Below are 13,155 nucleotides of genomic sequence, written 5' to 3' on the forward strand. Positions count from 1 at the left end.
CCTAGCGTGGGAGGTGTCCGGCAGCAGGGGGTGAGCGTTCTGGCAGAGCGGCTCACGGCGGCTGACGCCTCGAACTTCGTCCTGGATTCGCGGGACCACGTCAACGCGTTCCTGATGGCGGGGGTGCTCGCACCCGGTGGGTGCGTCGGGCCCGACGGCGAGGTGGACCTCGCTGCGCTGCGGCGCGCGGTCGCCGAGCGGCTCCCCGGGGTGCCCCGGTTCGCGCAGCGGGTGCGGCATGCCGGGCGCACCCTCGTGTGGGAGCCGGTTCCCGTGGATCTGGAACGGCACGTGCGGCAGGCCGCGACGGTCGACGGCCGGAGGGGGTTCGAGGCCCTGTGCGCCCGGCTCGTCGGCACGCCGCTCCCGCTCGACCGGCCGTTGTGGGAGCTGCTGGTAGTGCCTGGTGTCGCCCCGGCGCGAGCCGGGATCGTGCTCCGGGTGCACCACGCGGTGGCGGACGGGATCACGGCGGTGGGGCTGGCCCGGGCACTAATGGACCCGGTGGCGGTCGACCCGGTCCCGACGGGACCGGCTGTTGCGGACCCGGGCCGCCCGAGCTCCCGGCCGGGGCTGCGTGCGAGGGCTCATGCCCTCGTGTCGGGCGTCGAGCGCACGACCGCCGTCCTCCGACGCTCGGTCCCGCCCACCGCACTTCTCGGCCGCGTCGGACGCCGCCGCGCGGTGGCCTTCGTCGACGTCGACCTGGCCGACCTCGCCGCGGGCGCCAGGTCTGCGGGCGCGACCGTGAACGACGCGCTGCTCGTGGCGGCCGCCGCGGGGGCGCGGTCGGCGCTGCTCGCGGTCGGGGAGGACCCGCCGTCCGTCCTGCCCACCAGCGTGCCCGTCGCCCTGCCGTACCGGGGCCGGTCGGGCAACGCCGTCGGCGTCATGCTCGTGCCGCTGCCCGCCGACGCGGGCGACCTCGCCGGCCGCCTGCGTCGCGTCGCAGGGCTGACCCGCGCGGGCAAGGCGGAGGCGCGCACGCGCGGCACGTTCGAGCTCACCCGGACGCGCCCGGGTACCTGGCTGTTCGGGCGGCTCTCGCGCCGGCAGCGGCTCGTCGTCATGTTCGTGACGAACGTGCGCGGCCCCGCGCACCCGCTCACCCTGGCGGGCGCGCGGGTCGAGCAGATCTGGCCCGTGGCCGCGCTCGGGGGCAACGTGCGCCTCGGCGTCGCGGCGATCTCGTACGACGGCGTGCTCCGCTGCGCCGTGCACTGCGACGCGGGCGTGCTTCCCGCCGCCGTCGTCGGGCGGACCCTCGGGGACGAGCTGGCGGCCGTGGCCGCGCTCGGCTGATCGAGCGCGGGCAAGACCCTGTTGACAGGCGACAGCCCACCCGCGTACAACTGATAAATCGATTGTTCACTGGCAATGTCGCCTCAAGGCGACCAGAACGGCTGGCCCATGACCTCTTTTCCCTCCGGCTTCTTCGACCCGCTCCCGCGGATCCTCGTGGCCGACGACTTCGACAACGGCATGAGCGGGTGGCTCGACCTGCGCCCGAACTTCGTGGCCCCCGGGTTCCGCGAGCACTCCGCCGACATCGACCTGATCCACTGGGGGCCGACGATGCTCAGCTCCGCGACCTTCGCCTTCGGCGGCACACATGGTTCCGCGAGCGGCACCTATTCCCTGAAGATCTCCAGCCGCGCCGCCGCAGCGCCGGCCGACCAGCCCCCGGTTGCCGGCTCGATGGGCCTGGCGATCAAGCGGCTCGCCGTCCCCGGCGACGCGCGACGGCTGCGGATCGAAACCCTGCTCGCCCACAAGGTCGAACAGGACCGCCCTGGCCTCGGCGTCGACGACCTGCGCGCGTTCGGCATGTTCGTCGATCTGCAGGACGACGAGCACCGCTACATGCCCGGCGTCCGCTACGTGAACGCCGTCGACGGCGAGCCCGTGCGGCGCTGGCAGTACTACAGCCCCACCGACGCCACCGACGAGGAGTGGAGCTACGGCGCCGACGGCTGGCACAAGGCCGGCGTCGACCCGCAGTGGTTCGGCGAGCGCGGCCCCGACGGGTCCACGGTCGCCACGACCTGGTTCGAGGACGGCGAGCAGCACCTGATCTACAACGAGTCGGACGACAAGCTGAACTGGACACCGTTCTCGCTGACCGTCGACCTCGTGAACCGCTCCTACGAGGAGTTCCGCGTGGGCGGGCGGAGCTTCCGCTTCCCGGACGGAGCCCACCCCACCCTGGCCCCGGCGTACAACGACATCGAGGGCCTGCTCAACCCGGTGTTCTTCGTCGAGGCCGACACCGATCGCCGGGTCTCCCTGTTCCTCGACTCGGTAGTCGTCTCCGTCGAGCGGGGGGAGGCGGCGTGAAGACCTTCTACACCTCCGTGATCGAGCTCCGGCAGCCCTTCGACCAGGTGATCGAGACCCACCCGTACGAGTGCGGCTGGGCCGACGAGGCCATCTTCTTCGTCGAGCTGCACGACCCCGAGCCCGGCACCGGCGTCGAGCTCCGGGTCCAGATCAGCCCCGACGGCATCCGCTGGATCGACGAGGGCACCGACCTCAAGACCACCAGCACCACGTTCTCCCGCGTCACCCACTTCGGAGCATTCCTCCGCCTGGCCGGTACCGCACGGCAGGCCGACGGCGAGGCGGCGTCCGCCACCGTGTCCGTGCGCCTGGCACTGAAAGGTTAGAAAGGAAACGATGACGTTCCGGATCAACAAGGCCACCGTCGGTGCCACCGTGGGCACCGCACTGGAGTGGTACGACTTCTCCCTCTACGGCACCGCCAGCGCGCTGGTGTTCCCCGCCGTGTTCTTCCCGTCCCAGGACCCGGTGCTCGCGACCCTCGCGTCGTTCGCCACGTTCGCGGTCGGGTTCTTCGCGCGGCCCGTCGGCGGGCTCATCATCGGACACCTCGGCGACAGGTACGGCCGCCGGCAGATGCTCTTCCTCACCCTCGTGCTCATGGGGGTCTCCTCGACCCTGATCGGGCTGGTGCCCAGCCACGCGAGCATCGGCATCGCCGCACCCGTGCTGCTCGTCGTGCTCCGCGTGGTGCAGGGCTTCGGCGCCGGCGGCGAGTACGCCGGCGCGACGCTGCTCGCCGCCGAGCACTCCCACGACGGCGCTCGCGGGCTCAACGCCGCGATCCCCGGCGCGGGCAACGCCGTCGGCGCCCTGCTGGCGACCGGCGTGCTGACCCTGCTGAGCACCACGCTCTCGGAGGCCGCGTTCCTGTCCTGGGGCTGGCGCGTCGCGTTCCTGCTCAGCATCGCCGTGAGCATCACCGGCGTCGTCATCCGGCTGCGGGTGGCGGAGAGCCCGGAGTACGAGCGCACCAAGGCGCAGGGCGCCGTGCCGCGGGTGGCCATCGGCGAGCTGTTCCGCACGGCCGGGCGCAGGATCCCGTTCGCGATGCTCGCGAGCATCGGCCCCAACGTCGCCAGCTACCTGCCGTCCGTCTACGCGCTGACGTACCTGACCGCGACGGTGGGCGCGCCCGCGTGGATCGGCCTGACCGGCATCCTGATCGGCAACCTGCTCAAGCTCGTGACGATCCCGCTGGCCGGGTGGATCTCCGACCGCGTCGGACGGCGCCCGGTGTTCCTCACCGGCGCGCTCGGCGCGGTGGCGCTGATCTACCCCTTCTTCTTCCTGCTCGACACGGGCACCCCCGTGCTCGTCTGGATCGCCCTGGTGCTGCTCTTCACCTTCTGCAACGACGCGATGCTGGCGGCCCAGTCGGGGTTCATGTCGGAGCTGTTCGACGTGCGCCACCGCTACACCGGCGTCACGTTCAGCCGCGAGATCACCGGGGCCCTCGTAGGCGGCACCCTGCCGTTCGTCGCGGCCTGGCTGACGGCGGCGGCCGGGGGCGGATCCTGGCTGGTGGCGCTGTACTGCGCCGTGCTGTGCGCGCTCGCCGCGCTCGGGATGTTCCTGCTCCCGGAGACGCGGGCCGTCGCGCGGTCGGTGCGGGTCTGACCGCGGCTGACCGTGTCTGACCAGCGGGGGAGGGGCGGCGGCCGGTTGGCCGCCGCTCCGTCCCGCCCGGCATAGTGGGCACATGGACGCACCCCGGCAGCAGGCGACAACAGTGCCCGGGCCACGGAGCGGGCCGGTCCGGCTGGCCGACGTCGCCGAGGCCGCCGGGGTGTCCCGCGCCCTGGCGTCCCGTGTGCTGAACGGCGACCCCGCTGCGCGGGCCGCCGCCGGGACCAAGGCCCGCATCGTCGAGACGGCGGCGCGGCTGGGCTACGTGCCGAACGTGGCGGCCAAGAGCCTGCGCGGCAACCGCACCGGACTCATCGGGCTCGTCGTCCACGACCTGTCCAGCCCGATCTACCTGGAGCTGATGCGCGGGGCGCGCGAGGAGGCCGCCCGGCACAGCTACTTCCTGGTGCTGGGCGACGTCGACGAGCTCCTCGCGGACGAGGAGGCGTTCCGGATCCTCATCAGCGGGCGCCGCGTCGACGGCATCGTCATGCAGGGCGGCCACGGCGAGCTCGACCGGCGGGTCGGCGACATCGCGCGGGCGCTGCCCACCGTCGTCGTCAATGCCCCGACCGACGTCGAGCACGAGGGCGCGACCCAGGTCTACCCCGACGAGGTGGCCGCGACGCGCCTGCTCACCGAGCATCTGATGGGGCTGGGGCACCGACGGATCGGCCTGGTCTCGGGGCCACGGCAGTCGATGACCAACCGGCTCCGCGAGGAGGGCATCGTCACGGCGCTGGCCGCGGCGGGCTTGGAGCTCCGGGAGGAGGACCGCGTGCACGGAGAGTGGTCGGCCGACGGCGGACGGGCCGGCGTCGACCAGCTCGTGGACCGCTGGGGAGCGGGCGTCGACCGCCCGTCGGCCCTGATCGCCGGCAACTCTCTGGTCGGCATCGGCATGCTCGGCGCGCTGGCCCGCCACGACCTGGTGATCCCGCGCGACCTGTCCGTCGCGGCAGTGCACGACACGTGGATCAACGAGCACCTCGCGCCGTCGCTGACCGCCGTCAGCCTGCCGCTGCACGAGGTGGGGACCGTCGCGGTCAGGACGCTGCTCGCCGGGTCGCACGGCGGCCGGCACATCCTGACGGACCCGCCGCCCGTGCTGCACGCCCGGGGGTCGACGGGGGCGGCCGGGTGAGGCGCCAGGTAGCTGACCCCACGAACACCGCTCGCTGGGTGTTGCCGGTCCTGGTTCCGGTCGCGGCGGTGCTCGTCGCACATTTCGTCCTGGACCCTGGTGGCTGGGCCGAGGTGTCGAAGAGCCTGGTCATCGGTGCGTCGCACGCCGCTGTGGTGGTGCTGGGCACCGTTGTCGTCCTGCTGGTGCTGCTCGCGGCCAGGATGCTCGTCCGTGGCAGGCAGGGCGGCGCGGTCCGTGTGCCGGACGGGCGCACGTGGGCGGGGCTCGCCGTGGTGGCGTACCTGGTCCTGCTGACGGCGATCTCGGGCCGGATCGCGCCGCTGCCGATCTTCGATGGGCTGGAACGCCATTGGCAGGGCAAGGTCCTTGATCTGCTGTGGCTGGCGGTCCTGCTGGGGATCCTTCATCGGTGGGCGCGGGCCGAGGTCGGCCTGCGCCGGCTCGAGCCAGGTTCCGTGCGTCCGGCCCTGCTCCTGATCGGGGCGACCTTCGGTCTGTTCGCCGGGCTCACCGTTCTCTCCGTCGCGATGGGCTGGCTCCCGGTCGAGCCGGTGAGTGCCGAGCAGCTCGCGTACGACGCCACGATCCCCAACCTGACCGAGGAGCTCATCTGGCGGGGCGTCATGCTCGCCGTGCTCGTCGCCGTACTTCCCCCGACCCGGGCCGTGCTCGGGGCCAGGGTCGGCTGGGCCGTGGTGATCAGCAGCATCGCCTTCGGCGTCGGCCACACCGTGCTGGTCGACCTGGAGGGGGCATGGACCCTCAGCGTGGCCGGCGGGCTCTTCGCCACCGCGATGGGGCTCGCGCTCGGCTGGGGCTGGAGCCGCACACGCAGCGTCTGGCCCGCGTTCCTGCTGCACTGCGCGCCGGAGGTCGGGGTCGACGTCGGGATGATCCTCATGGCGTGAGCGGTGCGGAGGTGGTGGCGGCGTCATCGCATCGGCTGTCGCCGGGGAGCGGGCTCTTGCCGGCGGGCGGGATGGCGCGATCGGACTCGTACTCGCCCTGGAGTCTCTGCCACGGCGGGCCTCTGGTGCGCGTGGGTGGGGGCTGGTTACGCGGCGGGCAGAAGAACGAGCGGGTGTCAGTGGGTCCGTCTAGGATCGAACACACGTCCGCCGCAATGGTGTGGCTGGAGTATTGATAAGGGCTGGGGAGGTGTTGCTATGGGCAGGCAGTGGTCGGACGGCGGTGGGGGCTCGGTGCCCGTTGTGCGTGAGGATCCGTTCGTGGACGGCACCATGCCTGACGATGCGTGGCTTGCGGCGTTCTTCGCTGAGTGTGAGGCGCTGTTCGGCGATGATGACGGGCGGCAGGGGCTGGATGCGCCGCCGGAGCCGGAGTGGTGTGACGCCGTGGCCGGTGGCTTGTCGGGCTCTGTTGCCGAGTTCGGGCCGGTGGGGTTGTGGCCGGAGGAGGTGCTGCGGGGAGCGTTGAGCGAGGCGCCGGGGGCTGAGCTGGCTCGGGTGGTCGGTGAGGTCACGGGGCTGGGTGCCGGATCGCTGGGTGGTGCGGACTCAGCGCTGGCTGGCGAACCTGGTGCGGGGAGTGGTCCCGGGCTGACCACCGCTAGCGAGGACGGGGCCGGCCTGCTGGCTGGGTTGTCCGACGACATGCTGGGCGACCTCGCGGGGGCGTGTGCTCGGTTGCAGTCGTGGGCGGCGGGTGTGCAGGCGGTGGTCGTGGCGGAGCGGGCCGGGCGGGAGTCGAGTCCGTTGGCGCACAACTCGTTGGTCGGGCAGGTCACGGCGGAGTTGGTGGTGACGCAGGCGGAGGGGTCGGAGGTGGTGGTGCGGGCCGAGTCGGGTGCGGAGCACCCCACCGTGATCGACGCTCTTGTGTCCGGACGGATCGATGTGAAGAAGGCGCACACGCTGTTGCGGTCGGCTGCTCAGCTGACGGTGGTGGAGCGTGCCGAGGCGATTGCCCGGTACCTACCGCAGGCGCCGTATCGGACGTGGCGGTGGTTGCGGAACAAGATGTTGGCGTTCGCGAAGGCGCGGCATGGCGCGCAGGAGATGGCTCGGGCGGCTGCGTTGGACCGCAATGTGCAGCTGGATCGGGCGGAGAACGACATGGGGTGGCTGTCCGCGTACCTGCCGGCGGTGGATGCGGCGGCGGTGTGGGGTGTGGTGGATGACCTGGCGCATCAGTTGCGGTACACGGCTGGTGAGGAGCGGACCCTGGGTCAGTTGCGTGCGGACTGTCTGACGGGGATCGTGACCGGGCGGTTGGTGCCGGGGGACCGGTTCGCGGCGACGAGCGAGGTTGACGAGACCAAGACCACGAGGGCGGACCTGACCACAAGCTCGATCGCGGGCACGGGCGCGAGTGCGAGTGCGAGTGCGACTGCGAGCATCACCAGCGACACGAGCGGTGCCGATGCCGGTGCCGGTGCCGGTGCCGGTGCCGGTCGGGTCTGCTCGTGTGGTGGTCGGGCGCCCGTCGTCCACCAGAAGGTCGTGCGGGTGACGCCCACGCGCCCCGTCGTCCGGGTCACCGTCCCGGCGTGCACACTCCTGGGTCTGGACGATGCGCCAGGTGATCTGGACGGGTTCGGTCCGGTGCCTGCTGAGACGGCACGGCTTATCGCTGCGGATTCCACCTGGCAGCGTCTGCTCACGGACCCGGTCACGGGTGTCCTGACCGACTACTCGACCGCCACGTACAAGCCGGGCCGGGTGCTGCGCTCGGCGGTCGAGGCCAGGGATGGGACGTGCACCTTCGTCGGCTGCGACGCCCGGGCCGCGACGTGCGATCTGGACCATATCGAGCCGTTCGACCACGACCAGGAAGCGAGTCAGCACGCAGCCGGGAAGGCGGCGCCCGGGCAGACCCGTGCTGACAATCTCCACGCGCTCTGCCGACGTCACCATCTGCTCAAGACCCATGCGGGCTGGGGCGTCGAACGGGACCCGAGTACCGGGATCACGACCTGGACCACCCCCGCGGGCAAGAAGCACGTCCGGCCGCCGACGGTCCTGGACACCCGGGTGGACCTGGACCAGGTCGACCCGGATACCAGTCACAATCTGACTCTGCGTGCCCTGACCGGCCGCCGGCTACCCCGGGCCTACGCCACGGTTGTACCGGTGACCGATTCCTCCGATACCTCCGACGCCTCCGACCTCACCGCCCCATCCGGAACCGGCGAGCCGCCGTTCTGAGCTCCCGGCCCGGCCAGGAAGCCAGACGACGCATCTGGGCGATCGACGCCCAGCTGGATCGTTCCCCCGTGTCGCCTTCAGGTTGGCGTCGCATGCCTGCAAGCGAGACGTCGCACCGCAGTCGACTTGGTACGGGACAGCTCTCGGCTCTGCGCCGCACACCTGTGCACCGGTTGCCGTACTGTCGCCGAACCCAAGCTGCACGGCTGTCGGCCTGGCGTCGACGAGGACCCTCGGGTCCGGACAAGCGTGGTGTCATCAGACAAGCGCGGTGTGAGCACGGCGTCCGCATATCGGAGGGCCCCGGGTCCCGCGCCCCTTCGGCAACGGCTCGTTGCCACGTCCCGGCGCTCTCGCCCCCGGCCGACCCCGCAAGGGCGGCCTGTGGTGACCCGCGGTATCTAGGGGCCTTCCGCCACTACCTCTGCCTTCACCTGCGCCTCAGCCTCACTGAGTTCGTGCGCTCTCCGCAGCACATCCAGCTGCGCCGAGCTGTACAGGGCCTGCAGGGCCTGGTCGACGGCGTTCCGCGCCGCCTCGGCCTGGCGGGGTGTCGTGGCCTTCGGCTCCAGCGTCACCGACCCGTTGGCGCCGACGAACGGCGCCATCCGTTCGGCGAGGGCCTGCCGCGTGGCCTCGTCGGCGTCCGCGGGGAGGTCGCGGAACGCCTCGTCGATCCCCTCGTGAGGGTTGGCCGCGAGCAGGTCGCGCAGCGTGTCCATCGACTCGGCGGAGAACAGCTGGGCGTAGATCGTCAGGAGGGCGCGGTCGTTGTCGCGCAGCGGCCGCGCGACGTCGTGGAAGGTGGCGGGAACGTCCGGCGTCGCGCCGGGGCGGGACAGCGCGGCCAGCTCCTGCCGGATGCCCTGGATCCGTTCGACCGTCGCCTCGAGCTCGGTGCCGATCTCCTGGAACACGGACGGACGTCCGGCGCGCGCGGTCCCCAGCTCCGCCACCTGGGCCAGCGACAGACCCAGGCCGGTCAGCCGCTTGATCTGGAGGAGACGCGTCAGGTGCCGCACCTCGTACCGCTTGTTGTAGCCGTTGGGCTCACGGTCGGGCTCGTCGAGCAGACCGACCTGGTGGTAGTACCGCACGGTCTTGACCGTCGTGCCCGACAGCTCGGCCACCTCGCGCGTGCTCCAGGTCATCGTGTGCGGCGTTCGCGCAGCCAGACCAGGACGACCATCGCCACGTTGACGCCGGCCAGGATCAGCAGGGACGCGTCGCCGGTGTCGGTGGACCGGTCGATGGTGTAGCCCTCGCCGTCGGCCATCAGGGTGTTGACGCTCGAGAACAGGACGTTGTTCGCGACGTGGAACGCGACCGGGGCCTCGATGCCGCGGCTGATGATCGCCATGAGGGCGGTGGCCGCGCCGATGAAGGTGTAGTAGCCGAACAGCCAGGGATCGGTGGAGCCGTGCACGACCGCGAAGGCCAGGCTGGACACCACGAGGCCGACGGCGAGGGCGGGGCGGACCGCGCGTACCCAGGACGCGGCGGCGGGCAGCACCGAGCTGCGGAACATCAGCTCCTCGCCGACGGCCTGGAACGGGGTGCTCACGAGCGTGACGACCAGCATGAGGATCGTGGTCCCGGAGACGCCGAACGCGACCCAGCCCGGCGACTCGGGCGCGACCAGCGCGACGACGCCGATCCCGGCCCCCACCAGCAGCGCCGCGCCGAGCAGGTACTGCGCCAGGCGCTTCCCGTCGAACGCTCGGGGCGAGCTGATCAGGCTGCGCCACGGCACCCCGGCCAGCCGGGCCAGCAGCAGGATCGCGAGCACACCCGCCAGGCCCACGCTCAGATTGATCGCCAGGAGCTTCAGCGGTGTGAACGTGGCGGACATCGGGTCGTCCGAACCCTCGAGGACACCGACGACCTGGTAGAAGGCGACCTGCAGCACCACCATCGCCAGCGGCGGCACGACGATGACGACCAGCGGCCTCCACCAGCTCATGCGCAGGTGCGCGCCGAAAGGCCGCGAGACGTCGAGGCCCTGGGGCCGGCCGGATTCTGGTGTGCGCACGGTGAACGATCTTTCTCTCGGAAGCGGATCGGCTGATCCACTCCCGAGTGCACTATGTGCCCCAGGGGCAGAGGCAAGTGCGCGCATCACGGCGCGGCCTCCGTCCGGTCCGAGGGACCGGGCCGGCACGCCTCCGACGCGCGCTCGTTCGCCGTCGGCCGCGGTTCGCGTGGGGTGGCCGACGGCGTCGGCCGCGCGGGCGAGCACGCGCGCGAGTCCGTGGTCGGTGTGGCCTCGGGCGACCGGGGCGGCTCGGTGGCCTCGGGCCGCGGCGGCGCGGGAACCTGAGATCCGGGAGGCGTCTCGCCGGCATCGGACCACAGCATCGCCGTGCCGACCCCCGCGCCGCACAGCAGTGCCACGGTCGCGGCGAGCGCCCAGGCGGCCGCCCGACGGCGGGGCTGCGTGGGTCGCTGCCCGGACCTGAGGATCTCGACCTGGGGGTCGGCGTCGTCGGCCGGGGGAAGCAGGTCCGGGTCCGGCCGGCGGTGCCCCGAGGTGACGGCGTGCAGGCGGGCCAGGTCCAGCTCCCCGTCGACCTGGTCGAGCGCCCTGCGGGCCCGCGCCAGGGGGTCGTTCTGCGCTCTCGTCAGCGGTGTCATCTCAGTCCTCCTGGCCTTCGGTTACCGCGCGGTATGCGGCCCGTAGCCGCCGTCGGGCCCGGTACACCCGGGCGGCCGCGGTCGCGGCCGAGCACCCGAGCACGCGGGCGATCTCGCCGGTGCTGAGCTCGGCGGCGGCCAGCAGCTCGACCACCTCGCGGTCGGCCGGGCGCAGGAGCACGAGGGCCCGCTGGAGCAGGTCGAGCTCGTCGACCAGTCGTGCGTCGTCCGGCCCGGCCGGTGCCGGATGCCGCGTGGCGCGATCCACGAGCGCGGCGCGCCGCCGGTCGGCCCGGACCTGGTTCGCCAGCACCCGCCGGGCGATGGCGAGCAGCCAGGTCCGTGGCTCGTCAGGGACCTCGCCCTTGCGCCAGGCGATGAGGAACACCTCCGCCACGACGTCCTCGGCCTCCGCGGCGCTCAGCCGGGTGCGCACGTAGCGGTGCACGGCGCGGGCGTGCTCGTCGACCAGTACCTCGGTCTGCTGAGGGGTGAGCGTGCCGTGGACGAGGTCACGCTGCTCGGCATGGGTGGACAGGGTTGTCTCCAGTGGACGGGAGCGGGTCTGCGAGATGGTCGGTGTCCGGCAGGGCCGTCGTCATGACAGCTCGCCGGTGTGGACCACGTCACATCCCGAAGCCATCATGCATCGCGCCCCGCCGCACACTGACCGTTGCGTGACCATCGAGAAGAACACCCCCGTCCAGCCGTCCACCGTCCCGACCCGCCGTCGTGGGGCCTGGAGCTCGGCCGCCCGAGGCGTCGCCGCCGCGGGCGGCGCGCTCGCCGTCGCACTCCTGGCCACGGCCTGCACGCAGGCCAGCGCCGCCGTCCCGGAGGAGCCGTCCGCCGTGCCGTCCGCAGTGTCCTCCGACGCCGCCGACGGCGCGTCGCGGCCTGCCGAGGCCGGGCAGGCGCCGTCCGACGAGGGCGACGCGACGCTTGCCCCGGCCGCCCCGAGCGAGACCCGCCCCTCCGACGAGAGCGAAGCCACGCCCGCCCCCGCGGCTCCGAGCGAGACCCGGCCGTCCGACGACGGCGAGCCGCGGCCCGTCCCGACGGTGCCCGGTGAGCGGGCGGAGCAGGGGCTCGCCGTCACCGGCTGACCCGCACCCCTGCCTCCCGGGCCCCGACAACGACGAGGCGCCCGCCCCGGTTCTCCGGGGCGGGCGCCTCGTGCGTCCGGCGGCATCGTGTGCCCTTCGTCGGACAGACTTTGCCGTACACCGATCACGAGGAGAGCCCGATGGCGCAGGAGAGAAGCACGATGAACGTCAGTCCGGTCACGCTCGGCACGTCAGGCCTGGGCCGGGACACGGAGCCGGGGTCCGCGGGCGAGGGCGCCGCGGTCGAGGTCGCGCTCGACCTGTTCAACAGCGACCATGCCTACCTCGACACGTCGAACAACTACTCCGGCGGCAGGTCGGAGGCAGTGCTCGGCCTGGCCATGGAGCGCCTTGGGCCGGACGCCGCCGCCCGCGTCGTCTCGAAGGTCGACCCCGACCCCGGGACGCGCGCGTTCGACCGCGACCGCGTGCTGCGGTCGTTCGAGGAGACGACGGCGCGGCTCGGTGTCGAGCGGCTGCCGCTGCTGCACCTGCACGACCCGTACTCGGTGACGTTCGAGGAGGCGGTCGGTCCGGGCGGCGCGGTCGAAGGGCTCCTCGAGCTGCGCGAGTCGGGGCAGGTCGGCGCGATCGGCGTCGCCGCCGCGCCGGTGCCGCTGATGGCCAGGTACGTCGGGACCGGCCTGTTCGACGCCGTGCTGATCCACAACCGCTTCACGGTGATCGACCAGTCGGCGGCGCCGGTGTTCGCGGACGCGAAGGAGCGGGGGATGACGGTGTTCAACGCCGCGCCGTTCGGCTCGGGCCTGCTCGCGAAGGGCCCGTACGAGGGCGCCGTCTACAACTACCGGCCCGCGGGCGCCGACCTCCTCGCGTGGACGCGGCGCCTGGCGGAGGTGTGCGACGCCCACGGCGTCGCCCTGCCCGCTGTCGCGCTGCACTACTCCCTGCGGTCGCCGCTGATCGACTCGACCGTCGTGGGGGTGGTGTCTCCGGGGCGGCGGGCACAGCTGGACGAGCTCGTCGCGACCCAGGTCCCGGAGGAGCTGTGGGCGGAGCTCGAGGCGCTCGGCCCGGCGCCGTCGCCGGTGGACGACAGCGCCTACGCCTGACGACGAGCCCGGAACTTTCTGGCGGCAGCCCAGTTGATCTGCGTAGGGTCCGGATCTCG

The 13,155-nt window shown here is 72.5% G+C and carries 13 protein-coding genes; 9 read left to right on the forward strand and 4 right to left on the reverse strand.

What is annotated here, in order from left to right; all coding sequences use genetic code 11:
- Positions 1-30 precede the first annotated feature (30 nt).
- The 7 genes from ACH47X_RS19000 to ACH47X_RS19030 all read left to right on the forward strand — a co-directional run bounded on the left by ACH47X_RS19000 (position 31) and on the right by ACH47X_RS19030 (position 8,283).
- The gene (locus ACH47X_RS19000) at positions 31-1,302 is read left to right on the forward strand and encodes a wax ester/triacylglycerol synthase domain-containing protein (RefSeq protein ID WP_397406085.1); all 1,272 of its coding nucleotides are present in this window, start codon (positions 31-33) and stop codon (positions 1,300-1,302) included.
- Between the two features lie 108 nt (positions 1,303-1,410).
- Positions 1,411-2,337, forward strand: coding sequence for a DUF6772 family protein (locus tag ACH47X_RS19005; protein ID WP_397406086.1), 927 nt, complete (start codon positions 1,411-1,413; stop codon positions 2,335-2,337).
- Positions 2,334-2,666, forward strand: coding sequence for a hypothetical protein (locus tag ACH47X_RS19010; RefSeq protein WP_397406087.1), 333 nt, complete (start codon positions 2,334-2,336; stop codon positions 2,664-2,666). Before ACH47X_RS19005 ends, ACH47X_RS19010 begins: the two co-directional genes overlap by 4 nt.
- A gap of 10 nt (positions 2,667-2,676) precedes the next feature.
- Positions 2,677-3,960, forward strand: a complete 1,284-nt coding sequence (locus ACH47X_RS19015) for an MFS transporter (protein WP_397406088.1) — start codon at positions 2,677-2,679, stop codon at positions 3,958-3,960.
- A gap of 82 nt (positions 3,961-4,042) precedes the next feature.
- Entirely contained in the window at positions 4,043-5,113 is a 1,071-nt protein-coding gene (locus tag ACH47X_RS19020) for a LacI family DNA-binding transcriptional regulator (RefSeq protein ID WP_397406089.1), read from the forward strand.
- A gap of 68 nt (positions 5,114-5,181) precedes the next feature.
- The gene (locus tag ACH47X_RS19025; protein ID WP_397406090.1) at positions 5,182-6,024 is read left to right on the forward strand and encodes a lysostaphin resistance A-like protein; all 843 of its coding nucleotides are present in this window, start codon (positions 5,182-5,184) and stop codon (positions 6,022-6,024) included.
- Between the two features lie 258 nt (positions 6,025-6,282).
- Positions 6,283-8,283: an HNH endonuclease gene (locus ACH47X_RS19030; RefSeq protein ID WP_397406091.1), complete on the forward strand. Its 2,001-nt coding sequence runs from the start codon at positions 6,283-6,285 to the stop codon at positions 8,281-8,283.
- Positions 8,284-8,684: 401 nt separating this feature from the next.
- Here ACH47X_RS19030 and ACH47X_RS19035 read toward each other — a convergent pair whose 3' ends face one another.
- From ACH47X_RS19035 to ACH47X_RS19050, 4 genes are all read right to left on the reverse strand, one after another.
- Positions 8,685-9,434, reverse strand: a complete 750-nt coding sequence (locus ACH47X_RS19035; protein WP_397406092.1) for a helix-turn-helix domain-containing protein — start codon at positions 9,432-9,434, stop codon at positions 8,685-8,687.
- Positions 9,431-10,315, reverse strand: a complete 885-nt coding sequence (locus ACH47X_RS19040) for a CPBP family intramembrane glutamic endopeptidase (RefSeq protein WP_397406093.1) — start codon at positions 10,313-10,315, stop codon at positions 9,431-9,433. The genes ACH47X_RS19035 and ACH47X_RS19040 overlap by 4 nt, the downstream gene beginning before the upstream one ends.
- Positions 10,316-10,401: 86 nt before the next feature.
- The gene (locus tag ACH47X_RS19045) at positions 10,402-10,917 is read right to left on the reverse strand and encodes a hypothetical protein (protein ID WP_397406094.1); all 516 of its coding nucleotides are present in this window, start codon (positions 10,915-10,917) and stop codon (positions 10,402-10,404) included.
- A 1-nt stretch (position 10,918) separates the two neighbouring features.
- Positions 10,919-11,365 (reverse strand): RNA polymerase sigma factor, encoded by a 447-nt coding sequence (locus ACH47X_RS19050; protein ID WP_397406095.1) that lies wholly within the window; start codon positions 11,363-11,365, stop codon positions 10,919-10,921.
- Between the two features lie 229 nt (positions 11,366-11,594).
- Between ACH47X_RS19050 and ACH47X_RS19055 the strand changes: the two genes are divergently transcribed.
- On the forward strand, positions 11,595-12,023 hold the full coding sequence (locus ACH47X_RS19055) for a hypothetical protein (protein WP_397406096.1): 429 nt from the start codon (positions 11,595-11,597) through the stop codon (positions 12,021-12,023).
- 140 nt (positions 12,024-12,163) lie between these two features.
- Positions 12,164-13,096: an aldo/keto reductase gene (locus tag ACH47X_RS19060; RefSeq protein WP_397406097.1), complete on the forward strand. Its 933-nt coding sequence runs from the start codon at positions 12,164-12,166 to the stop codon at positions 13,094-13,096.
- The last annotated feature ends 59 nt before the right edge of the window (positions 13,097-13,155 follow it).

The sequence above is a fragment of the Promicromonospora kroppenstedtii genome (assembly GCF_044389675.1).
GTDB lineage: Bacteria > Actinomycetota > Actinomycetes > Actinomycetales > Cellulomonadaceae > Promicromonospora > Promicromonospora kroppenstedtii.

Coding starts and splice junctions, on each gene's coding strand:
- ACH47X_RS19005 (WP_397406086.1), top strand. CDS start 1,411: ATGACCTCTTTTCCCTCCGGCTTCTTCGACCCGCTCCCGCGGATCCTC.
- ACH47X_RS19015 (WP_397406088.1), top strand. CDS start 2,677: ATGACGTTCCGGATCAACAAGGCCACCGTCGGTGCCACCGTGGGCACC.
- ACH47X_RS19020 (WP_397406089.1), top strand. CDS start 4,043: ATGGACGCACCCCGGCAGCAGGCGACAACAGTGCCCGGGCCACGGAGC.
- ACH47X_RS19030 (WP_397406091.1), top strand. CDS start 6,283: ATGGGCAGGCAGTGGTCGGACGGCGGTGGGGGCTCGGTGCCCGTTGTG.
- ACH47X_RS19035 (WP_397406092.1), bottom strand. CDS start 9,434: ATGACCTGGAGCACGCGCGAGGTGGCCGAGCTGTCGGGCACGACGGTC.
- ACH47X_RS19045 (WP_397406094.1), bottom strand. CDS start 10,917: ATGACACCGCTGACGAGAGCGCAGAACGACCCCCTGGCGCGGGCCCGC.
- ACH47X_RS19060 (WP_397406097.1), top strand. CDS start 12,164: ATGGCGCAGGAGAGAAGCACGATGAACGTCAGTCCGGTCACGCTCGGC.